This window comes from Rossellomorea sp. y25, assembly GCF_038049935.1.
In the GTDB taxonomy this organism is placed as follows: domain Bacteria; phylum Bacillota; class Bacilli; order Bacillales; family Bacillaceae_B; genus Rossellomorea.
Map to the genome: position 1 here is coordinate 2,888,725 of NZ_CP145886.1, position 21,245 is coordinate 2,909,969.

The 21,245-nt window shown below is 42.1% G+C and carries 22 protein-coding genes; 5 read left to right on the plus strand and 17 right to left on the minus strand.

Annotation, left to right across the window (positions count from 1 at the left end; genetic code table 11):
* Positions 1–6 precede the first annotated feature (6 nt).
* The gene (locus AAEM60_RS14645) at positions 7–1,161 is read left to right on the plus strand and encodes a glycosyltransferase (protein WP_299738195.1); all 1,155 of its coding nucleotides are present in this window, start codon (positions 7–9) and stop codon (positions 1,159–1,161) included.
* Positions 1,162–1,259: 98 nt separating this feature from the next.
* On the plus strand, positions 1,260–2,276 hold the full coding sequence (gene namA / locus AAEM60_RS14650) for an NADPH dehydrogenase NamA (RefSeq protein ID WP_299738197.1): 1,017 nt from the start codon (positions 1,260–1,262) through the stop codon (positions 2,274–2,276).
* A 60-nt stretch (positions 2,277–2,336) separates the two neighbouring features.
* On the opposite strand, the gene AAEM60_RS14655 is transcribed toward namA, so the two are convergent.
* From AAEM60_RS14655 to rnz, 3 genes are read right to left on the minus strand one after another with little or no spacing between them, the layout of a single operon-like run.
* Positions 2,337–3,092, minus strand: coding sequence for a GNAT family N-acetyltransferase (locus tag AAEM60_RS14655; RefSeq protein ID WP_341356568.1), 756 nt, complete (start codon positions 3,090–3,092; stop codon positions 2,337–2,339).
* A 26-nt stretch (positions 3,093–3,118) separates the two neighbouring features.
* Complete coding sequence (locus AAEM60_RS14660) at positions 3,119–3,658, minus strand: histidine phosphatase family protein (RefSeq protein WP_341356569.1); 540 nt, start codon at positions 3,656–3,658, stop codon at positions 3,119–3,121.
* A gap of 13 nt (positions 3,659–3,671) precedes the next feature.
* Positions 3,672–4,598 carry a ribonuclease Z gene (gene rnz / locus AAEM60_RS14665; protein WP_341356570.1) on the minus strand — a complete coding sequence of 309 codons (927 nt, stop codon included), beginning with the start codon at positions 4,596–4,598 and terminating at the stop codon, positions 3,672–3,674.
* 308 nt (positions 4,599–4,906) lie between these two features.
* On the opposite strand from rnz, the gene zwf reads away from it, so the two are divergent.
* Positions 4,907–6,415 carry a glucose-6-phosphate dehydrogenase gene (gene zwf / locus AAEM60_RS14670; RefSeq protein WP_299738204.1) on the plus strand — a complete coding sequence of 503 codons (1,509 nt, stop codon included), beginning with the start codon at positions 4,907–4,909 and terminating at the stop codon, positions 6,413–6,415.
* Positions 6,416–6,431: 16 nt separating this feature from the next.
* The gene (locus tag AAEM60_RS14675) at positions 6,432–7,052 is read left to right on the plus strand and encodes a cyclase family protein (RefSeq protein ID WP_299738206.1); all 621 of its coding nucleotides are present in this window, start codon (positions 6,432–6,434) and stop codon (positions 7,050–7,052) included.
* A gap of 124 nt (positions 7,053–7,176) precedes the next feature.
* Here AAEM60_RS14675 and AAEM60_RS14680 read toward each other — a convergent pair whose 3' ends face one another.
* The 9 genes from AAEM60_RS14680 to mce form a co-directional block, all read right to left on the minus strand.
* A complete protein-coding gene (locus AAEM60_RS14680; RefSeq protein ID WP_299738208.1) occupies positions 7,177–7,737 on the minus strand; it encodes an ATP-binding protein in 561 nt (186 codons plus the stop codon).
* A 97-nt stretch (positions 7,738–7,834) separates the two neighbouring features.
* Complete coding sequence (locus AAEM60_RS14685) at positions 7,835–8,863, minus strand: serine hydrolase domain-containing protein (RefSeq protein WP_299739594.1); 1,029 nt, start codon at positions 8,861–8,863, stop codon at positions 7,835–7,837.
* A 52-nt stretch (positions 8,864–8,915) separates the two neighbouring features.
* Positions 8,916–9,479 carry a GNAT family N-acetyltransferase gene (locus AAEM60_RS14690; protein WP_299738210.1) on the minus strand — a complete coding sequence of 188 codons (564 nt, stop codon included), beginning with the start codon at positions 9,477–9,479 and terminating at the stop codon, positions 8,916–8,918.
* 162 nt (positions 9,480–9,641) lie between these two features.
* Positions 9,642–11,048, minus strand: coding sequence for an NADP-dependent phosphogluconate dehydrogenase (gndA, locus tag AAEM60_RS14695; protein ID WP_341356571.1), 1,407 nt, complete (start codon positions 11,046–11,048; stop codon positions 9,642–9,644).
* A 199-nt stretch (positions 11,049–11,247) separates the two neighbouring features.
* Positions 11,248–12,501 (minus strand): DNA polymerase IV, encoded by a 1,254-nt coding sequence (locus AAEM60_RS14700; RefSeq protein ID WP_299738233.1) that lies wholly within the window; start codon positions 12,499–12,501, stop codon positions 11,248–11,250.
* A 21-nt stretch (positions 12,502–12,522) separates the two neighbouring features.
* The gene (locus tag AAEM60_RS14705) at positions 12,523–12,993 is read right to left on the minus strand and encodes a chemotaxis protein CheW (RefSeq protein WP_341356572.1); all 471 of its coding nucleotides are present in this window, start codon (positions 12,991–12,993) and stop codon (positions 12,523–12,525) included.
* 389 nt (positions 12,994–13,382) lie between these two features.
* On the minus strand, positions 13,383–14,507 hold the full coding sequence (locus AAEM60_RS14710) for a tripeptidase T (RefSeq protein WP_299738237.1): 1,125 nt from the start codon (positions 14,505–14,507) through the stop codon (positions 13,383–13,385).
* Positions 14,508–14,580: 73 nt separating this feature from the next.
* Complete coding sequence (locus AAEM60_RS14715; RefSeq protein WP_299738239.1) at positions 14,581–16,128, minus strand: acyl-CoA carboxylase subunit beta; 1,548 nt, start codon at positions 16,126–16,128, stop codon at positions 14,581–14,583.
* A gap of 4 nt (positions 16,129–16,132) precedes the next feature.
* Positions 16,133–16,546 carry a methylmalonyl-CoA epimerase gene (mce, locus tag AAEM60_RS14720; protein ID WP_299738240.1) on the minus strand — a complete coding sequence of 138 codons (414 nt, stop codon included), beginning with the start codon at positions 16,544–16,546 and terminating at the stop codon, positions 16,133–16,135.
* Between the two features lie 190 nt (positions 16,547–16,736).
* Here mce and prli42 point away from each other — a divergent pair, with 190 nt between their 5' ends.
* A complete protein-coding gene (gene prli42 / locus AAEM60_RS14725; RefSeq protein ID WP_148969555.1) occupies positions 16,737–16,832 on the plus strand; it encodes a stressosome-associated protein Prli42 in 96 nt (31 codons plus the stop codon).
* A gap of 49 nt (positions 16,833–16,881) precedes the next feature.
* Here prli42 and AAEM60_RS14730 read toward each other — a convergent pair whose 3' ends face one another.
* The 5 genes from AAEM60_RS14730 to AAEM60_RS14750 form a co-directional block, all read right to left on the minus strand.
* A complete protein-coding gene (locus AAEM60_RS14730; RefSeq protein WP_299738245.1) occupies positions 16,882–17,385 on the minus strand; it encodes a L,D-transpeptidase in 504 nt (167 codons plus the stop codon).
* A 20-nt stretch (positions 17,386–17,405) separates the two neighbouring features.
* Positions 17,406–18,392: an aromatic acid exporter family protein gene (locus AAEM60_RS14735; protein ID WP_299738247.1), complete on the minus strand. Its 987-nt coding sequence runs from the start codon at positions 18,390–18,392 to the stop codon at positions 17,406–17,408.
* A 107-nt stretch (positions 18,393–18,499) separates the two neighbouring features.
* Positions 18,500–19,216, minus strand: a complete 717-nt coding sequence (locus AAEM60_RS14740) for an amino acid ABC transporter ATP-binding protein (protein WP_341356573.1) — start codon at positions 19,214–19,216, stop codon at positions 18,500–18,502.
* Positions 19,209–19,868, minus strand: coding sequence for an amino acid ABC transporter permease (locus tag AAEM60_RS14745; RefSeq protein WP_341356574.1), 660 nt, complete (start codon positions 19,866–19,868; stop codon positions 19,209–19,211). The genes AAEM60_RS14740 and AAEM60_RS14745 overlap by 8 nt, the downstream gene beginning before the upstream one ends.
* A gap of 69 nt (positions 19,869–19,937) precedes the next feature.
* Complete coding sequence (locus tag AAEM60_RS14750) at positions 19,938–20,720, minus strand: transporter substrate-binding domain-containing protein (protein ID WP_299738253.1); 783 nt, start codon at positions 20,718–20,720, stop codon at positions 19,938–19,940.
* Positions 20,721–21,245 lie beyond the last annotated feature (525 nt).

Consider the following 21,245-nt stretch of genomic DNA (forward strand, 5'->3'; position numbering starts at 1 on the left):
CGACAAATGATCCTCCTACTACTTCTACTATGCGCTGTTCTTATTGTCTGGATTTTTATCGGGATGGCTGTGTGGAGGGGTGTATCTACCATCTCTTCCATTGATGAGCTTTCCCATAGAACAAGTAATGGACCACTCCTATCCGTGATTGTTCCAGCTAGAAATGAAGAAGAAACGATTACAGACAGCATTCTATCTCAGCTGCAGCAGGATTATCAACAGATCCAATGGATACTCGTCAATGATCGTTCAACGGACGGGACTACGGAAAGACTCGAAGAATTAGCCGAAATGGATAGGCGAATCAGCGTAGTTCATATCGACTCACTTGAAAAGGGATGGCTAGGGAAAAATCAGGCATTATATAAAGGGTATCAGGTATCAGAAGGAGAACTCATCCTTTTCACAGATGCCGACGTCATATTTAACGATCCGAGTATCCTGACAAAAGCAGTGTCCCTGCTTCGAACACAGAAGCTGGATCACCTGACACTGGCTCCACATATTAAATCACAATCCTTCTGGTTAAAAAGCTTCGTTGCTTTTTTCTTATTCGGTTTTTCTTTTTATAAGAGACCTTGGAAAGCAAATGATCCCTCTTCTAAGGTAGGGATGGGCATCGGCGCCTTCAATCTCATCACACGATCGGCTTATGAGGAGATCGGTACTCACGAGGAGATTAAGCATATGCCCGATGATGATCTGCAACTAGGGGTCCAGCTAAAGAAACACCATAAAAAGCAGTTCTTCCTCATCGCCCTTAATTCTCTAGAAGTGGAATGGTATCGTTCCTTGAAGGAAGCCTTCAACGGATTGGAAAAAAACACATTTGCGGGTCTGCATTATTCCATGCTTCTCGTTTTGTTTGCCATGTTTGGGGTCTTCTCCTCTACTGTGCTCCCTTTCTTCACGATTTTTTCAATGGAGCCGGCCATTCGAATCGTGAGTATGTTGATACTGCTTCTCATTGGCATCACGTATTTAAAGGTAATAAAGCAAATGACGAAGGAGTCTCCCCTCCTTTTTCTTGCGTTACCTTTCACCGCCATGTTATTTATCTATTCTATCGGACGAGCTACGTTATTAACCTATAAACGAGGCGGAATCGAATGGCGTGGAACAGTTTATTCGTTTAAGGAACTGAAGCGAAAAAGGAAGTAAAGCACATTTCTTTCCGAACAAAAAAGGTGTTGTTATAATTCATGTGTAGCACTATTTAGCAACCCGAAATAAATACCACGTCATGGAAGGTGATTAAAATGAACGCAAAGCTATTTCAACCATATTCGCTTAAAGATGTAGAACTGAAGAATCGAATTGTAATGGCACCTATGTGCATGTATTCTTCCCATAACGAAGATGGAAAAGTCGAAAACTGGCATCGTACTCACTATACAAGCCGTGCAGTGGGTGGCGTCGGGCTCATCATTCAGGAAGCTACAGCTGTCACGCCCCAAGGAAGAATCTCCCCCCAAGATTTAGGGATTTGGGATGACGAACATATCGAAGGATTAAAAGAGTTAGTGGGCCTGATTAAGGAACAGGGCGCAAAGACCGGCATCCAGCTTGCTCACGCAGGAAGAAAAGCCGTCCTTGAAGGAGACATCCTTGCCCCATCTGCGATTCCATTTAATGAAGAGATGAAAACGCCCGTTGAAATGACGGCGAATGATATTAAAAAGACCATAACGGCATTCATCAAAGGTGCAGAAAGAGCGAAGAAAGCGGGATTTGATGTGATTGAAATTCATGGGGCACATGGATACCTCATCAACGAATTCCTGTCTCCGCTATCCAATAAACGTACCGACGAATACGGCGGATCAGCAGAAAACCGCTACCGCTTCCTTCATGAAGTCATTGATGGAATTCAACAAGTGTGGGACGGACCTCTCCTTGTTCGTGTTTCTGCCAAAGATTATCATGAAGAAGGATTGGACGTAGAAGACTATGTTGTGTTCGCCCAATGGATGAAAGAACAAGGAGTCGATTTAATCGACGTAAGCTCCGGTGCTCTTGTACCTGCGCGAATTCCAGTGTTCCCGGGCTATCAGGTGAAACTTGCCGAGACCATAAAAAAAGAAGCGAAGATCGATACAGGTGCAGTCGGACTGATTACAACAGGTATACAAGCCGAAGAAATTCTGCAAAACGAGCGTGCTGACCTCGTCTTACTTGCTCGTGAATTGCTTCGTGACCCATACTGGGCAAGAACGGCAGCCAAAGAGTTGGGTGTTGAGATTGAGGCGCCTAAGCAGTATGATCGCGGCTGGTAAGAAATGTTTTGTCAGACTTAATAAGAGAGTTGCATGCCGCCGGGCATGCAACTCTCTTTTCTATTCATACACTTTTTGGACCTCATACCTGAACCCTAAATAACGGTAGTTTTGTTTTTGATACATCAATCTCGGTGTATCTTCCCCATCCGCTACCAATATCACGGTCTTATCAGGGAATTGCTTCATCACAAATTGTTGAAGCCTTGCACCTATCCCCTTTTTTTGAAACGATTCATGAACCATCAGTCCATCGATTTCTGCTGTATGATCTTCAATGATCACATCCACGGATCCTGCCGGGGTCCCCTTATAGAAAGCGAGGAGATGCATCAAACGGGGATTTTGGAAATTCCTCTTATGCATGTCGACCTTTTGATTTGCAAAGGCTTCACCATACTCTAAATCCTGACTATATTGAAATGCCAGGTACGCATCCAATTCACTGTCGGTCACCGCTTTCACTTCAATATCAGAATTATCGTCTATAGAAGGAAATTGACCAGTTTCTATACTGTATAGTTCATTAAATCCTGATTCATATCCTTCACGTGTAAAATAATCCATTAATTCCTCTGTTAGTTTTGTATCCTGGGGAAAATAAAATTTCACATGCTTTTGCCCCTTTGATTGATGAAATTCTCTTAAAAAGTGAGCAGCCTCTTTAAATTCAGCCAACGTTGGATGTTTTTTGAATTCAAGAAAATTACTATCATACCTTGTTAACATTTCTGGAAAATGAATATGTTTATAGAGATCATTCTCTCCTATTTCATGTCCTGGATTATAGATATGCTCAAATGTGATTTCCTTCATTCGTACTCCCCTTTTCCTCTATGAACTTACTCCCAGATCCGTTGAACAATTGCCCCGTCTTCTTCGACTTTTACTACATACACATCAGGATTGGAAAGGGCGAACAGCTCATCATATCCGTATTTCTCATCAAACAACCTCAAAAGCAGCGTGGTTAAGTTTCCATGACTCACGCAAACAACATGATCTTCTTCTTTTTCTAAAACGTCTTCTATAAATGACCTTGCTCTCTCCGTTGCCTGATCATTCGACTCTCCGCCTGGTAACGCAAGGGAAAAATCCTCAAAACTGTCTTTTAATTTTTCCATCCAATCAGGAAGATCCTGATCACTTAATATTCTTTCTCCTAAACGTTCATCTTCCTTTATGGTTAGTCCCGACTGACTTGCAAAGGGAGCGATTGTTTCAATGGCTCTCACAAAAGGACTGGAATAAATCGCTTGAATGGTTCGTTTTTTTAAAAAAGCAGCCAGTTGGTTCGCTTGATTTTCCCCTGTTTCCGTTAAAGGCGCATGAAACGGCTGCCCTTCCGCTTTCGCGTGACGTACGATATAAATCGTCTTCATCCCTTCCCCCCCCCTACTTCTTTAAAGGTATGACATATTCCATAAAATCCCTGGCTATATACGTATCGGGAAACACGTCCCTTGCTTCCCTCTCCAACTCTTCCCATGACTCTTTTGCATATCGAGAGGAAATATGGGTTAAAAACAGCAATTTAGCCCCTGCATCTGAAGCTGTCTCTGCTGCTTGCTTTGTCGTCGAATGGAAATACTCACGGGCCATTTCCTCCTGATCACGATTGAAGGTCGCTTCATGAATGAGTACATCTGCTGACCTTCCTAAATCGACAGCACTCGAACAAACCCTGGTGTCTCCAAGAATCGTGACAACCCGTCCTGGAATCGAATGTCCAAGAAAGTCCTCTCCATTAAGTTCAGTGCCGTCTTCCAGCTTTACGGATTCACCCAATTTCAATTGCCTGTAGACGGGTCCAGGTTGAATACCTCTTTCCTTTAATTGATCAACTTGAAGAACACCCGGTTTATCTTTTTCAACCACACGGTATCCGAAGGTAGGCAAGGCATGATCCAGCTCCTTCGCCTCTACGAAAAATCCTTCATCTTCAAAGACGGTCCCTTCTTCGATCTCGATCACTTCAAGGGGATATAGTAGATGCGTCCGGCTGACTGATAGAGACACGTGGATATACTCCTTGATTCCCTTGGGTCCATACACCGTAAGCCGGGACTCTCCACCTTGAAAGGAGCGGCTGCCTAATAATCCTGGCAACCCATAAATATGATCCCCGTGTAAGTGGGTGATGAAAATCTTCTCTATTCTTCTTGGTTTCAAGCTAGTATGTAAAATTTGATGCTGCGTTGCTTCCCCACAATCAAAAAGCCAGACCGCACCGCGTTCTTCTAATAATTTCAAAGCAATACTGGTTACATTTCGGAGTTTAGCGGGTACTCCTGCCCCAGTTCCTAAAAATAATAGTTCCAACTTATTCACTCCTAAAATGAGCTATGCTGCCTTTATTTTAGCACATCCTACGCTTATTTACCTTTTCCTTCCCAAGAGAATGGGGGATTATTATGCTCAGTTAAACAATTGGGTTATAAGAATGAGAATTAAAGCCAACATAATGACGAAGATGTTTGTTCATAAAACGCTTTCATTTCTCCCATCAGAAAAGTCATCAGCATATAATTTGCTAATTGAACCATAAGTCTTTAAAATTAAGTAATTGTATAGGATATTAAATAAGAAGACATACATTAAAAATGCTAGCAACAAGATAAAGTGAGGTCATGACATTGAATAATTCAACTACACCATCATCTCTCATTACGATTTTTGGGGCGACTGGTGATTTAGCAAAAAGAAAGCTTTATCCATCTCTTTATCACTTGTTCCGTAAAGGGAAAATCTCAAAGCGTTTTGCCGTTGTAGGGGTAGCTCGACGTGAATGGTCGAATGAAGAGTTTCAGGAACATGTAAAAACATCGGTACATAAAGCGTTAGGCAGCAACGAAAACATAGATGAGTTCGTCTCTCATTTCTACTATCAGCCGAATGATGTTTCAAACAGCGATTCTTACAAAGCGTTGAAGAATCTTTCTGATGAGCTGGATGAAACGTATGAACTAGAAGGGAATCGCATTTTCTACTTAGCGATGGCTCCTGAATTCTTCGGTACGATTACAGAACAGCTGAAGAATCAAGGTGTAACCGATACAAAAGGTTTCCAGCGACTTGTCATTGAAAAACCATTCGGTCACGACCTCCCTTCAGCCGAAAAACTGAACAGCCAAATCAGGGAATCATTCTCTGAGGACCAAATTTACCGTATCGACCACTATCTTGGGAAAGAAATGGTTCAGAACATCGAAGTCATCCGTTTCGCCAATGCGATGTTTGAACCCCTATGGAATAATCGTTACATCTCTAACATCCAGGTCACTTCCTCCGAAGAGCTGGGTGTTGAAGATCGTGGACGCTATTACGAAAAAAGTGGGGCTCTCCGCGATATGGTTCAAAACCATCTGCTTCAAATGGTTGCTTTACTTGCCATGGAGCCTCCGATCAAATTGACGACAGACGAAATCCGCAGCGAGAAAGTCCGTGTATTACGATCCCTGCGTCCGTTTGAACATGAAGAAGTGAAAGATTATTTCGTTCGAGGTCAATATGGTTCTGGAACAACCGGTAATCAGGATCTGCCAGGTTATCGCGAAGCAGACAACGTTGATGATCAATCCAATACCGAGACTTATGTTGCAGGAAAACTGATGATCGATAACTTCCGTTGGGCTGGGGTTCCGTTCTATATCCGCACAGGAAAGAGAATGGAAACAAAGTCAACGAAAATCGTCATTCAATTCAAAGATATTCCAATGAACCTGTATTACAATCCGGACAAGCCACTGGCACCGAATTTATTGGTGATTCACATTCAGCCTGAAGAAGGAATTACTCTGCACCTAAACGTGAAAAAATCCGGACAAAACATTGAAACGACTCCAGTAAAACTAAACTTTGCCAACACCAGTGTAGACGGGATGAACACGCCGGAAGCATACGAAAAGCTTCTATTCGATTGCCTGCGCGGGGATGCAACCAACTTCACTCATTGGGATGAAGTAAAGCTGTCCTGGGCATTCGTCGATAAGATCTCTGAAGTATGGGAACAAACGCGTGATGGAGAATTCCCGAACTACGAAGCAGGATCAATGGGTCCGAAAGCAGCCGACAACCTGCTGGCTAAAGATGGCTTCTACTGGTGGCCAATTGCGAATCTAGACGTAGACCAATGCTAAGGAAGGTGTGGAAACAATGAAAATTTATGATGTAACAGCTCCAATCTTTAACGGAATGCCGGTTTATAAGAACAAACCGGAAAAACAACCTACCATCGACACAAATACGAATGGTCATGTAACAGAGTCCCGCATCTCAATGGATGTTCATACAGGAACACATGTTGATGCTCCACTTCACATGATCAACGACGGTGAAACAATCGAAACCATCGATATCGAACAGCTCGTTCGTCCTGTAAAAGTTTTTGATTTAACAAAGGTCGATGAGAAAATCAGTCTTAAAGATATCGAAGAATTAGATATTGAAGAAAATGACTTCATTCTCTTCAAAACGAAGAATTCATGGGATACCGAATTCAACTTTGAATTCATTTATGTGGCAGAAGATGCAGCAGCGCACCTTGCAGACAAGAAAATCTCAGGTGTTGGAATCGACGCTCTGGGTATTGAAAGAGCACAGGAAGGCCACCCCACTCACCGCAGCTTAATGGGAAGCGGCGTTATCATCATGGAGGGACTTCAACTGAAAGACATTGAAGCAGGCCAATACTTCATGGTTGCCGCTCCACTTAAAATCGAAAACACCGATGCGTCACCTGCACGTGTGTTGTTATTTGATGAATTGATTGGCTGAAATCCGAAAATGACTCCCTAGTATACTAGGGAGTCGTTTTTTTGATTTGTTAAGAAGTATGCCTATTTTCTCTGCGAAATCACACTTTACACATAGCATTCTTATTAAATTGTTAATTCAAAACTCATATACTATAAGAAACATTAATAATCTTCCCAATGACATTCTGGACTTCATCCGAATGTGTGATGACAAATAAATGATCGGCTTCCCCTTCAACAGGTGCCGCTACATCCTTGAAGTAACAGTCAGTCTGCTGACGGTTCAGCACTTCTTCAAAAGTAGTAGCGTTCCTGAAGATGGTTGTACTCCGCTCACTGTTTGCTACTCTGGCTTGAAGAACCCGTTCGGCGATATCCAAATGGACGAGGATCGTAATCAATCCCTTCTGATTGAAATGCTCCAACAGCTTCAACCGTCCACTGCGGCTCAGATTCGAATTACAAAGAATGAGATGGTGTGATGTCTCATTCATGGCATAATCCACAATCGTTTGACTGATGGCATATTTGAGCGCATTTGGTCCTTCCATTGGAAGCAGGCTCCTATAAAAGGTGTTGATGAATTCAGCATGATTATCCTGGTCGATTACAACGGAATTCAACAATTGTTCTTCCAGACTCTTGGCAAAGGTTGTTTTTCCGCTATGGGTTTTACCGACGGTCATGATGACTAATCTTGTCATGAATGGACCTCCAATTCATAGTTTAAACTCAATCTATAGATTCTCTTTTATCTTAGATATATAGTTTCTTAATGTTTCCTTTGTAAATCCTTGTGCTCTAGTCACTCATATAAAAATAATAAGCCTTGTACACGTCCCCAATGATCCCTTTTAATTGATGAACACCTAAGTCTGTATTGGTCATGATGACCAAAGCACTTTCCAATTGAGGATAGGCCACCACCATGCATTGAAAACCAACGCCCCAGCCAAGTGATGATATTTCGATTCCCTTGTCGTTTTGATCCAGGAAGACCCCTAGTCCGGTCCATTCCTTACCGCCTTGTGAATGGATCATTTCAGCTGCTTTACTTGACGAAAGCCTGAGTTTGCTTTCCCCTTTTAACGCATGCATGAGTTCTACCACTACAAGTGCTAGATCTGTTGGGGTTGTCCACAGTCCGGAAGCAGCAGGATACGGATAGATTGGATATTTGCCTTCCACTACTTCTCCATCACTCATATGACCACAAGAGGCGTTTTGAGATGAAGGATCAAATGTGCTATTTTTCATATGTAATGGATGAAAAAGATGTTCGCTCATAACTTCGTAAAAAGGGTTCCCAGTGACATCTTCTATCAACAGTTGTATGATACAGAAGCCTGCATCAGAATAGTGAAAGTCCCTTTCAGGGGCATATTTCACTTCAATAGGGACCTTACAATAAGGGGATTTCCCTTCTAACAGGTTAACCATCGTCGGAGTACCAAACTTCGAATTAAGTTCGTTGAAGCTTCCTTCAGGATCGACTATCCCCGATTGGTGACTAAGTAAATGTCTTAAGGTAACGTTTCCATTATATTCATGTAAAGGGACCTTCCAGGATGTTAGCACATTATTCACATCCTCATCTAAATCCAGAATGCCTTGTTCCGTCAATGTCATCACCAACATCGAGGTTAGAAATTTACTAATTGAACAAGCACTGAAAATGGAATCACTTTCCACCCGTATATCCGTTCCTGCTTCCAGTATACCGCAGCATTCCGTGCTACTGATGGAGCCACCCTCAATGACTGCCATGCTTAATCCCGTTACACCATACTCTTTCATACGCTTTTGCATGTTGATCATTTGTGGTTTCATCGTAACCGTAACCCCCATCGTTCTATTAAAGTCTGTTCTGGCTCTAGTAAGCTCACCATTTAAAGTTGATAGAAACATCATTCATCGATTTCTTCCATATCATATGATCAGACCCGATACCCCAATAATCCTTCAGCCAATAGTCAGGTTCACCAAATTTCCCCTTCCATATTTTCTGTGCAAGGGCGTATCCGCTATCCAAACAGAATTCCTGGATTCCCCTGTTTAGAAAAGTAAGGAACATGACGTTTAATAGTAATGTCCCTACCCCGCGTCCTTGATAATCGGGATGCACAAACACCGTTCCGACTTCATATATCTCATTCAGTGCTCCATCTGTACAGGTGCGAATCAGTTCACTGGCAGGACCGTATTCAATGGTTCCCATAATGTCGGTTCCACCCTTTTCCGAAGCGATTAGAAAGTACCGATCCTTCCCATTGCTTTCCAAGTCACTCTTTAAATAACGTTTTTTGCTTGCAATTTCATTTTCAATGTCATCAACCATTTCCGATATCCCTTCACTGTAAAAGGTATGCTTTATGACTGTAGAAAAAAATTGATTCAGTTCTTCCTGATCTTCTATTCCTGGTCTTCTTATTTCAATGGTAGGCACTGAAAACCACTCCTTAACTGCTTTACTTATGTAATATTATGGTAACATACCATATCTATCTCATACGATGAAATTCCGATAAATGATTATTATTTGTTTTAATATATATCCTTTCAAAATAAAAACCCCTCTCCTAATAGGAAAGGGGCTATACTTATTCGATTATTTCATCCACTCAGTATGGAAAGTACCTTCTTTGTCCACGCGCTCGTACGTATGGGCACCGAAGTAATCTCGCTGAGCCTGGATCAGGTTTGCAGGCAGTGTTTCTGTACGGTAGCTATCGTAGTAAGACAGTGCCGCAGAGAAGCCAGGTACCGGTACACCATTTTGGACGGCTGCGCTGATGACTTCGCGAAGTGCATATTGGTAACTTTCTACGATCTCTTTAAAATAAGGATCTAATAGAAGGTTTGAAAGATTTGATTCACGGTCATAAGCTTCTTTGATCTTTTGCAGGAATTGAGCACGGATGATGCAACCTCCGCGGAAAATCATTGCGATATCCCCGTATTGAAGATCCCATTTGTACTCATCAGATGCAGAGCGCATTTGCGCAAATCCTTGAGCATAGGAACAGATTTTGCTCATGTAAAGAGCTTTACGGATGGATTCAACCAATGCTTTTTTATCGCCTTGGAATGGTTTCGTGTCAGGTCCTTTTAGCATTTTGCTTGCTTTCACACGTTCATCTTTAATGGCTGAAATGAAACGGGCAAAGACAGACTCGGTGATAATCGGTAAGGACACACCAAGGTCTAACGCACTCTGGCTTGTCCATTTGCCTGTACCCTTTTGTCCTGCTTTGTCCAGGATGACATCGACCATCGGCTTTCCTGTTTCCTCATCTTTCTTCGTGAAGATATCTGCTGTGATTTCGATGAGATAACTATCAAGTTCACCTTTATTCCAGTCGGCAAACACTTCATGCAGTTCCTCGGCACTTAAGCCAAGGACATTTTTCATCAGGAAGTAGGACTCAGCGATCAACTGCATATCTCCGTATTCGATGCCGTTGTGCACCATTTTCACATAGTGACCCGCGCCATCAGGACCTATATACGTCGTACAAGGGTCTCCATCGACTTTCGCTGCAATGTCTTTCAAGATGGGAGCGACAAGTTCGTACGCTTCCTTCTGTCCACCAGGCATGATAGAAGGACCAGTAAGTGCACCTTCTTCTCCACCGGAGACACCCGTTCCGATAAAGTGAATGCCTAATTCGCTTAATTCGTGATTGCGGCGGCGCGTATCTTCGAAGAACGTATTTCCTCCGTCAATCAGAATGTCCCCTTTTTCCAGGAACGGCTTTAATTGTTCAATGGTTGCATCAGTTGGATTTCCTGCTTTCACCATCAAGAGGATTTTTCTAGGTTTTTCTAGAGAATTAACGAATTCATCAATCGTATATGTAGGAACGACATTCTTTCCTTTAGATTCGCTTATCATTTCATCCGTTTTTTTACGGGAACGATTATATACAGAAACAGAGTACCCTCTGCTCTCAATATTCCAAGCTAAGTTTTTACCCATTACGGCTAAACCGATAACACCAATTTCTTGAGACATGCCATTAACATCCTTTCATTTATAGAATACTGGTTTTTTCTTTTTAAACTATCAACATTATGTAGGAAACTCCAGTTGATCCGTTTTTCAAAAACTATTTCTCGCACTCTATTTCAATCTAACAAGAATAGTGTGGTGATGCAAATAATCCGTTTCAAGTGTTCGCTATCTACTTTAAGGTGTCCTCTTCCTTCCTGGGTCATTCACTCAGAAAATCTTTGTTGAAGCTTGTGTCCTGTTTTGAGTCAAAGGTTTTCTTCTTGTTCTTCCCTTTTATTCCTTGGGAGATGGAATCTTTCCCGAACTTTTCCTGAAGCTGTGATAAAACAGTGTAAAGTGGTTCCTTTTCTGCTACCTTTTTGTAAGAGAATAGGTCCAATTGTTCGGTTGCTTCACTCTTTTCCACTATATCCTGTGCGGTGACACCCAAAAGTCTTACGGGATCTCCATCCCAGTGCTTCAACAATAAGTCTTTAGCATAATGAAATAAATCTTCTTTTTTATATATCGGATTTTCCAGCTTCTTGCTTCTCGTAATGGTTTTTCTGAATTTATCCCTGATCATGAGCTGGATCGTCATCCCCAGAACGTCTTTCTGCTGCAGGCGTGACGACACTTTTGCACATAGTTTCTCTACAACCATTAATAGCTCGTGTTGGTTCGTTGTATCCTTTGGTAAAGTAGTGGAGTTTCCAACGCTTTTATAATCATAGATCGAATCAGGGTCCACGCTTCGCCTATCGATCCCGTTGGCACGTTCTTTGAGACGGAGACCATTGATTCCAAGCAGTGATTTCAGCTGTATATCATTGGCATGAGCGAGATCATCGCAGGTATGAATACCAAACGAATTGAGCTTTTCTGCGGTCTTCTGTCCAATGCCGTGCATCTCAATGACAGGAAGTGGCCAAAGCTTTTCAGGGATATCACGCTTTCTTAATACGGTGATTCCCATAGGTTTCTTCATGTCGGATGCAGTCTTGGCCAGGAATTTGTTAGGGGCCACCCCGATACTGCAGGGAAGATCGAGTTGACTTTTAATTTGGGATTGAATGTCTGACGCAATTTGTAACGGGGTGCCTTTTTCAAAGGAGTCCGTGATATCCAGATATCCCTCATCAATTGAGACAGGCTCCACTAATTCTGAATATTGTCTGAGGATATCAAATATTCCTTTGGAGGCTGCGCGGTAACGGTCAAAGTTAGGCGTCATGATAATGAGCTCTGGGCACAGTTTTTTGGCTTCCCAAAGAGGCATTGTCGTCTTCACTCCCAAGCTTCTCGCTTCGTAGCTGCATGTCACGATAATGCCTCGTCTCTCTTGGGGATTCCCGGCTATAGCCAATGGTTTGCCCCTCAATGTTGGGTCAAATGCCATTTCAACAGAGGCATAAAAGCTATTCATATCAACATGAAGGATCACTCGCCCGTTTTTTGGATAATGTGAGATCATTTAAATCGCGGCTTTCTTTGTCTAATTTTGATGTGTTTTTTGCTCGCTCACGTAATCCTGTATCTCTCTAATACCTTCTAAGCTCTCTACTAAAACATTGGGATCAATCTGGGTGATGAGCGAGTCTTCAAGATTGATGATTCCTGAGAAATAATTTGTTTTTGAATATGCAAGTAAACCTACGTTTGTAAAGGAGTCATCCGGTACTTCGAGAATTTCTTTCGCTTCCTTTACGACCAAACCGATCTGAATTGTTTCTGTGTGAACGACGAGTAGAAACATTCCTGTTTCTGCACCTGCACTCGTGTTATAAAGGATATTTGCTAAATCAAGGACAGGGATCAGCTCACCCCTGACTTTTACAAATCCCAGGACAAATGAAGGAAGATGAGGGATGGGCCTCACTTCTTCCACTCTTTCAATCGATACTACGTTCTCAATCGGTAGAGCATATTCCTCTTTTCCAGCATGAAATACAACTACTTTCGGCATTGTATAACGTCCCCTCTTAAAATTCTGATATGTTATGTATGCTTCTAATGTACCATATTTTAGAAAGGTTAGGTGAAAGAAGAAAATGTCCGCGTTCAAAGGGAGAACCTTTGAACGCGGACATTTGATTGTATCGACGAGCTGTCCAGCTACAGCGGCTAGAGGCTCGAGGTCATAAGTCAAACCTGCCAAAAAGGCAAAGGACGCCTTTCCGGCAGGTTCGGCTTATGCTTGTCGCCTCTGATCAAGCCGCCTCCGTTTTTCTATTTGTCCAGCTCCGGCGGCTAGGCCCTCGAGGTCATAAGCTAAATCTGGCAAAAAGGCAAAGAACGCCTTTTCGCCAGATTCATCTTATGCTTGTCGGGCCTGATCAAGCCGCCTCCGCTTTTCTATTCTCCCGCTACTTCCTGAATGATCGCTACAACCATTTCAGAGAGCTTGTTCAGTTCTTCAACAGGCATTCTTTCACTCTTCGTGTGGATTTCTTCGTAGCCTACTGCCAGGTTGACTGTTGGTACTCCGAATCCTGCGATTACGTTTGCATCACTTCCGCCTCCGCTTGTCAGAAGTTCGCTTGGACGACCGATTTTCTTTGCGGCACGTTTCGCCACTTCTACTACTTCGTCACCGTCTTTGAACTTGAAGCCTGGATACATCACCTGTACTTCAACTTCCGCTTTTCCGCCCATTTCTTCTGCCACGGATTCAAATGCAGCTTTCATCTTTTCTACTTGTGCTTCCATTTTTTCAGGAACGAGTGAACGTGCTTCTGCAAGAATATCCGCTTGTTCGCATACGATATTCGTTGCTTTTCCACCTTCGAATCGTCCGATGTTCGCAGTCGTTTCTTCGTCGATGCGGCCAAGTGGCATTTTGGAAATCGCTTTAGCCGCAATCGTGATGGCAGAAACGCCTTTTTCAGGAGCTACACCGGCATGTGCAGTTTTTCCGTAAATCGTTGCTTTTACTTTTGCTTGTGTAGGGGCAGCCACAATGATATTTCCTACTTTGCCATCGCTATCAAGAGCGAAACCGTATTTCGCTTTTACCAGAGATGAATCCAGGGCTTTCGCTCCGACTAATCCTGATTCTTCCCCTACTGTGATGATGAACTGAATATCACCGTGAGATATATTGTTTTCTTTTAATACTCGAACAGATTCAAGCATCGTTGCAAGTCCCGCTTTATCATCGGCTCCAAGAATGGTTGTGCCGTCAGAGTAAATATAGCCATCTTCTTTAAGAGTTGGCTTAACCCCCTTTGCAGGAACAACTGTATCCATATGAGAAGTGAAGTAGATGGTATCTACGCCTTCTTTATTTCCTTTAAGAGTACAGATAAGGTTACCTGCACCATGACCGGTTTCACCCATCGTATCATCTTCGAATACGTCTACTCCAAGATCAGAGAATTTTTGTTTTAATACTTTTGCAATTTCAGCTTCTTCTTTCGTTTCTGAATCGATTTGAACCAATTCCATAAATTCATTTAGTAAACGTTCATGATTAATCATTTAGTAGACCTCCACAATATGTATTCACTTCTATAGTATAGCGTGAATAGCCTTGTTCAACAAATAGTACCTCTTACAATGGAATATTTCCATGCTTTTTCTTTGGTCGATCTTCCCGTTTATTTCTCATCATTTCCAATCCTTGAATCAATTTGATACGTGTTTCCCGAGGATCAATGACGTCATCGACCATTCCACGGGACGCCGCTACATATGGATTAGCGAATTTCTCACGGTATTCTTCTATTTTCTGCTCCCGAAGCTGTTCAGGATTCTCACTGGCTGCGATTTCCCTTGCAAAAATTATATTCGCAGCTCCCTGTGGACCCATGACGGCAATCTCTGCATTCGGCCAAGCAAACACCAGGTCAGCTCCGATGGATTTACTGTTGAGGGCAACATACGCCCCACCATATGCTTTTCTTAATATCACCGTCATTTTCGGGACCGTAGCTTCTGAATAGGCATATAGGATTTTCGCACCATGACGAATGATCCCTCCATGCTCCTGCTTGATGCCAGGGAAGAAGCCGGTTACATCTTCAAACGTGATTAACGGGATATTGAAGGAATCACAGAAACGGATAAAACGTGCAGCTTTGTCAGAGGAATCAATGTCCAGTCCTCCTGCCATGAATTTTGGCTGATTACAGACAAGTCCTACGACCTCTCCTTTGATTCGGGCCAGTCCTACGACGATATTTTTCGCAAATTCCTTTTGAACCTCCATAAAGCTGTCTTTATCCACAACTTCATTAATGACGGTGCGGACATCGTAGGGACGAATCGCATCAAAAGGAATAATATCTGTTAAATTAGCACGGTAATCATCTTCCTCATTCACGTCTAAACGAGGGGGCTTCTCTTCATTATTTTGAGGTAAATAAGCTAATAATTTCCGAACCTCCAGGAGAACATCTTCTTCGGTTTTCCCTCTGAAATGGGCATTCCCGCTAATGGAGTTATGGACCTTTGCCCCTCCTAAATCTTCAGAACTGATTTTTTCACCGGTGACGGTTTCGATTACTTTAGGTCCCGTGATGAACATTTGGCTTGTATCGTCCACCATAAATACAAAATCCGTGATGGCAGGTGAATAAACCGCTCCTCCCGCGCAAGGACCCATAATCACGGATATTTGTGGAATCACTCCGGAATAAATGGAGTTTCTATAGAAGATATGTCCGTATCCATCTAAAGAAACGACGCCTTCTTGAATTCTTGCACCACCTGAATCATTTAATCCAATGAAAGGCGCACCATTTTTGACTGCCAGATCCATGACATGTGAAATCTTCTTCGCATGCATTTCCCCCAATGCGCCGCCAAAAACCGTGAAATCCTGAGAAAATAAGTAGATGGGATTTCCGTTTACTTTCCCATAACCTGTAACGACTCCATCTCCTGGTCCTTGAACCCCGTCCAGTCCGAAGTCTGAACAGCGATGCTCAATGAATGGATTAAGCTCGACAAAACTGCCCGGATCCACTAAAATATCGATTCGTTCTCTGGCAGTCAATTTTCCTTTTTCGTGCTGCTTATCTATTTTTTTATCTCCGCCGCCTAATTCTACTTCTCTTCTGCGATCATACAATTCATTAATCTTTTCATAGATATCCATTATGTTACTCCCCTTTGATGTTTGATTTATCACATAGTTCATATAGTACACCGTGAGCCGACTTTGGATGCATGAAGGCAACAGCAGCCCCTAAAGCACCAGGTTTTGGTGTTTCGTTGATCATCCTGACTCCTTTGGCTTGCAGTTCCTTGATCCGTTCTTCAATTCCTTCAACACCAAAGGCAATATGATGAATGCCTTCTCCCTTTTTCTCAATGAATGTGGCAATCGGACTATCCTTATGTAGTGGTTCAAGTAACTCAAGCTTAATATTCCCACCATCAATAAATGCTACTTTCACACCTTGATTTCCCACTTCTTCGATCTTGACGAGTGAAAGCCCAAGAGTATCTTCGTAAAATGGAAGAACACTGTCTATTGATGATACTGCTATTCCGATATGGTCTACCTTTTTCATCCCTATCATCCCCCTGTTGTTTACATGTTCCACCCGTATAGTATTCGATAAACGGTGTCGAATTCCCTCCTAATACGGCGAATAATTAAAGCGTTTTCTTTTATGCCAATGGTTGTTTTCTCTCCCTATTCACGATAAAATAGAGTTGAAAATCGCCTCTATAAGGTAAGATGAAGAATGGAGAGATACAATGGGTAATAAAAAATTACAAAAAATAATTGTATTTGTCATGTTGTTTGCGATGATTGCATCGACAATCATGGCGGGACTGACTTTCTTATTATAATAGAAAACAAAGGATCTGCTAATCGACCGGGTCGATTAGCAGATCCTTTTTATTTTATCGCACCATGTTCTTTTCCCAGCTGATGGAAGCTTTTGTTCGTTTTGACGACCAGCACTTTTGTTCCGACCGGCACCTGATCAAACAGATACTCAACATGTTTATTATGCATCCGAATACACCCATTTGATATATATTTCCCAATGCTTGAAGGTTGATTCGTACCATGGATTCCATAGATCCTTCCGTCTGTTCCCTTGGCGTCAAAGCCGATCCATCTCGATCCCAATGGATTCCTTGGATCTCCCCCAGGAATATTCTTCTTACGGTAATAAGGGTTCTTGGCTTTGACTGTTACATTAAATAGTCCTTCCGGGGTGAGGGTCGTCGTTTTCCCTGTTGCTACCGGAAATGTGCGCTGGATCTTTCCATCGTCGATATAGGCTAATTGATTGCTTTCCTTGTTCACGATAATAAACGGATCTCCGGGCAGTGGATTCCTGCCCAGTGGCCATATCGGAGAAGCGAACAAGATAATGGCAAGAAGTATACGCATCCTATCACCTTTTTCGTGTTTTAGGTGTAGTGTACTTCTCTTTGATCACTTTCATCCTTCTTTATTCCTTTAAACGAGCTTTTCAGTAGAAGATACTGTTCCATCTCCTGGACGAACTGATAAAGGGCTGCACGGGTTTCGAACTCTTCCCTCGTCTTCGGTAAATCCATTTGCTCGAACTCCACTTTCATATCGTACAATTTTTTCAGATAAAACAGGGCCGTGTTTCCCGGGTGTATGTGATCGCTAAGCTCATCCAGGAATTCTGCAATCCGATGTCCCTGCTCCACCGTTAATGAGATCGATGTCGCAATCGGTAAGATACGTTGTAGGATTTCGAACTGTTTTTCCCTCATTTTAAAATACAAATAATATAAGTTCTCATGACGTAAAAAGTGATTTTCAACATCTTTGAATGCTATTGTCTTCGCTTCTTTAAGTAATTGTTCTGTTTCAGTGATTTCTTTACCATCCCATTGGCTGTCATTTGTTCGCAGGTAGTTGATCATTTCACAAAAGATTTTATAGAAATTGGCTTCAATCTTTTCTTGATATTCGATCATCTTTTTATCTACACTCGGCATATAAAGGTTCATGATAAGAGCAATCCCGATCCCGATCACAATGATGCCTAATTCATTCTCGAAAAGCCCGGGGGTCACCTTACCTGCTGAATAAATATGTAAAATGATAACGGAACTGGTGACAATCCCTTCTTTGATATTCAGGGCTACCGTGATTGGAATGAACACAAGTAATAACAAGCCGATTACGGCAGGGTGATAGGCAATGAATTCAAAGAACGCAGCCGAAATCACCATGGCGATCACACAGGCCAGGAAACGGCTCCATGACGCATTCACCGATTTCTTCTTCGTGTTCTGAATGCAAAGAATCGTCAAAATGCCAGCAGATACAAAGTTATCCAGCTGGAACCACTGTGCAATGCTGATTGCAACTGCAGTGCCGATCCCAGTTTTAAGTGTTCGATACCCGATTCGAAACATTCATATTTCTCCTAACTCTTTCTTTATTAGCTTCTTTAGAATACCATAATTCCCCTTGAACATAAAAAAGGAGGATTAACGAAACTGTTCGCTAATCCTTCCATCGTTTACAGTATTTTCTCTAAGAATTCTTTTCCCCGGTCGCTTTGCGGGTTCGAGAAAAACGGAAGAGGCTCTCCTTCTTCCACGATCTTTCCATCATCCATGAATAAGACTCTGTCTGCCACCTCTCTGGCAAAGCCCATTTCATGGGTTACAATGATCATTGTCATCCCTGAATGAGCAAGTGACTTCATGACTTCCAGCACCTCTTTGACCATTTCAGGATCCAGTGCAGATGTCGGTTCGTCAAACAACATCACTTTCGGTTCCATGGCAAGTGCCCTTGCAATGGCTACACGCTGCTTTTGGCCACCTGATAAACGGTTAGGGTACTCATCACTTTTTTCTTTCAAACCGACTTTTGTTAGAAGGTCCGTCCCTAATTTTTTAGCTTCTGTTTTGTTTAGGCCCTTCACTTTCACTGGAGCGTAGATCACGTTTTCCAACGCTGTCATATGAGGAAAGAGATGAAAATGTTGAAATACCATGCCTATATCTTGTCTCACTTTGCTTATATTTTTGCCTTTCACAACAGCTTCTTCAAAGTATATCGATCCTGAAGTTGGTTCCTCTAAATAATTCAGGCAGCGGAGCAGAGTGGACTTCCCAGAACCGGAAGGACCGATCAATGCTACAACCTCCCCTTTTTCTACGGAGAAATCGATCCCTTTTAATACTTGAAGCTTACCAAACGACTTTGTAATCTTTTCTGCTTTAATCATTTCCACGTAGTCTCCCTTCCAGCGCTTTTCCCAATAAGGTTAGAACCATGACAAGCACATAATAGATCAGTCCGGCAAATAATAGTGGTTCGAAAAAGGAATACAAATCACTACCTACCATATACGAACGTCTCATCACATCGGCGGCCCCGATAACAGTGACGATGGCAGATTCCTTCGTAAGGGTGATGAATTCGTTCATTAAGGCAGGCAATATGTTTTTAATGGCCTGAGGCAGGATCACATCTTTCATCATCAAACGATATGGAACCCCAAGGACCATGGCCGCTTCCTTTTGCCCTTTATCCACTGCATTGATCCCCGCACGGATGATCTCGGAAATATAGGCAGCTGAATTAAGGGAAAAAGAAAGGATCGCTGCTGTATACGGTTCGATCTGAGTTCCAAAAAGCTGAGGCGAGCCATAAAAGATGATCATCAATTGCAGAACTAAAGGAGTCCCCCGAAAAACCGATGTATAAATATCTGCAAGTAATGTTAAAGGTTTGATGGAACTTATTTTACAAAGAGCAAGCAGAATACCGAATAGGAATCCAAGTATTCCTGCTAACCCGACAATTTTAAGAGTGACCTTCAATCCTTCCAAAATAAAAGGAATCGAAGGGATCAGTTGTTGAAAATCAAGTGGCATTGTATTCTCCTCCAATCGTGCTGTTAAATAGGAAGGGCTAACCGATGATGGGTTAGCCCTTCTATCAATCTACTGTTCTCCGTTAAACCACTTTTCAGCCAGTTTATCCAATTCTCCATTTTCCTCGAGCTTTTTCAATGCATCGTTGAATTCGCTTGTAAGCTCACTATCCTTTGGAAGTGCAACGGCAGAACCGGCTTCTTCTTCGTTCACGTCCATTGTATTTCCTTGAAGTTCTTTATTTTTATCCAAATACCCATTTGCTACGGTATTTTCGATGATAATGGCATCAAAACGTCCATTTTGCAGATCCTGTATCAGCTCAGGAATACGGTCACGGGTCTCTACTTTTAATGGGATGGATGTGGAAAGTTCTTCTGCAGCTTCCTGTTGGATGGAACCTAACTGAACGCCAACCGTTTTCCCATCAAGATCCTTTTCGCTTTCAATTCCGCTTTCTTTAGTTGAGATGATCATATCCTTGGCAGTGTAATAAACATCACTGAAGTCAACATTCTTTTGTCGTTCTGGGGTAGGGGTCATAGCTGAAAGCACAAAGTCCACCTGGCCGGTTTTAAGTGCTGAAATTAAACCGCTGAACTCCATATCTTTGATCTCGATTTCATACCCAAGTTCATCTGCCAGCATCTGAGCCAAGTCAATGTCGTACCCGATAAATTCATCACTGTTTGCCGTATCGACGTATTCAAATGGTTTATAGTCCGCAGAGGTACCCATGATCAGTTTTTTTGATTCTCCTGAAGCGGTTCCTGCATTCTCTTCTCCTGCACCACACGCTGCAAGAGTAGTAGAAACGATTAATACTAATATTAGAGATAATATCTTTTTCAATGTAATTCCTCCTTGATTATAATGTATAAATATAATATATAATGTATATTAATTACTATATTCGTATTGTAGCAGAGATAAATTTTTATGCAATAGTTTTTATAATTATAGAAAAATGTTTATATTTTCTGAAAATTAATGTGCTTTTTATTAGATTTTTATAAGTTAGAGTAAATAGAGAAGGATAAATATTATTCAAATAATATGCATTGATAGTGGAATTGAGCGTCTCGAAACTTCTGGCTGTCACAATTGAGGGAAGTTTCACTAATAATTGAGAGGAATTGAGTATGGATCCTGTAAAAAAGGATCATTTTAATGGAGACTTTGGGTATGGATAAAGGTTCTTGGCAATTTAAGGGCCATATTCCCCTTCATAATCCTTTATTGCGTCATTTCGGGAGGGAATTGCGTCATTATTTAATTTATTGCGTCGTTTTTCCATTATTTGCGTCATTTTAATAAGGAATTGCGTTTTTTAGTAAACAAAGGAATATGTCAACTCCCCACTTCCAACCAACATAA

Coding starts and splice junctions, on each gene's coding strand:
- AAEM60_RS14645 (WP_299738195.1), top strand. CDS start 7: ATGATCCTCCTACTACTTCTACTATGCGCTGTTCTTATTGTCTGGATT.
- namA (WP_299738197.1), top strand. CDS start 1,260: ATGAACGCAAAGCTATTTCAACCATATTCGCTTAAAGATGTAGAACTG.
- AAEM60_RS14655 (WP_341356568.1), bottom strand. CDS start 3,092: ATGAAGGAAATCACATTTGAGCATATCTATAATCCAGGACATGAAATA.
- AAEM60_RS14660 (WP_341356569.1), bottom strand. CDS start 3,658: ATGAAGACGATTTATATCGTACGTCACGCGAAAGCGGAAGGGCAGCCG.
- zwf (WP_299738204.1), top strand. CDS start 4,907: ATGACATTGAATAATTCAACTACACCATCATCTCTCATTACGATTTTT.
- AAEM60_RS14675 (WP_299738206.1), top strand. CDS start 6,432: ATGAAAATTTATGATGTAACAGCTCCAATCTTTAACGGAATGCCGGTT.
- AAEM60_RS14680 (WP_299738208.1), bottom strand. CDS start 7,737: ATGACAAGATTAGTCATCATGACCGTCGGTAAAACCCATAGCGGAAAA.
- AAEM60_RS14685 (WP_299739594.1), bottom strand. CDS start 8,863: ATGAAACCACAAATGATCAACATGCAAAAGCGTATGAAAGAGTATGGT.
- gndA (WP_341356571.1), bottom strand. CDS start 11,048: ATGTCTCAAGAAATTGGTGTTATCGGTTTAGCCGTAATGGGTAAAAAC.
- AAEM60_RS14700 (WP_299738233.1), bottom strand. CDS start 12,501: ATGATCTCACATTATCCAAAAAACGGGCGAGTGATCCTTCATGTTGAT.
- AAEM60_RS14705 (WP_341356572.1), bottom strand. CDS start 12,993: ATGCCGAAAGTAGTTGTATTTCATGCTGGAAAAGAGGAATATGCTCTA.
- AAEM60_RS14710 (WP_299738237.1), bottom strand. CDS start 14,507: ATGATTAATCATGAACGTTTACTAAATGAATTTATGGAATTGGTTCAA.
- AAEM60_RS14715 (WP_299738239.1), bottom strand. CDS start 16,128: ATGGATATCTATGAAAAGATTAATGAATTGTATGATCGCAGAAGAGAA.
- mce (WP_299738240.1), bottom strand. CDS start 16,546: ATGAAAAAGGTAGACCATATCGGAATAGCAGTATCATCAATAGACAGT.
- prli42 (WP_148969555.1), top strand. CDS start 16,737: ATGGGTAATAAAAAATTACAAAAAATAATTGTATTTGTCATGTTGTTT.
- AAEM60_RS14730 (WP_299738245.1), bottom strand. CDS start 17,385: ATGCGTATACTTCTTGCCATTATCTTGTTCGCTTCTCCGATATGGCCA.
- AAEM60_RS14735 (WP_299738247.1), bottom strand. CDS start 18,392: ATGTTTCGAATCGGGTATCGAACACTTAAAACTGGGATCGGCACTGCA.
- AAEM60_RS14740 (WP_341356573.1), bottom strand. CDS start 19,216: ATGATTAAAGCAGAAAAGATTACAAAGTCGTTTGGTAAGCTTCAAGTA.
- AAEM60_RS14745 (WP_341356574.1), bottom strand. CDS start 19,868: ATGCCACTTGATTTTCAACAACTGATCCCTTCGATTCCTTTTATTTTG.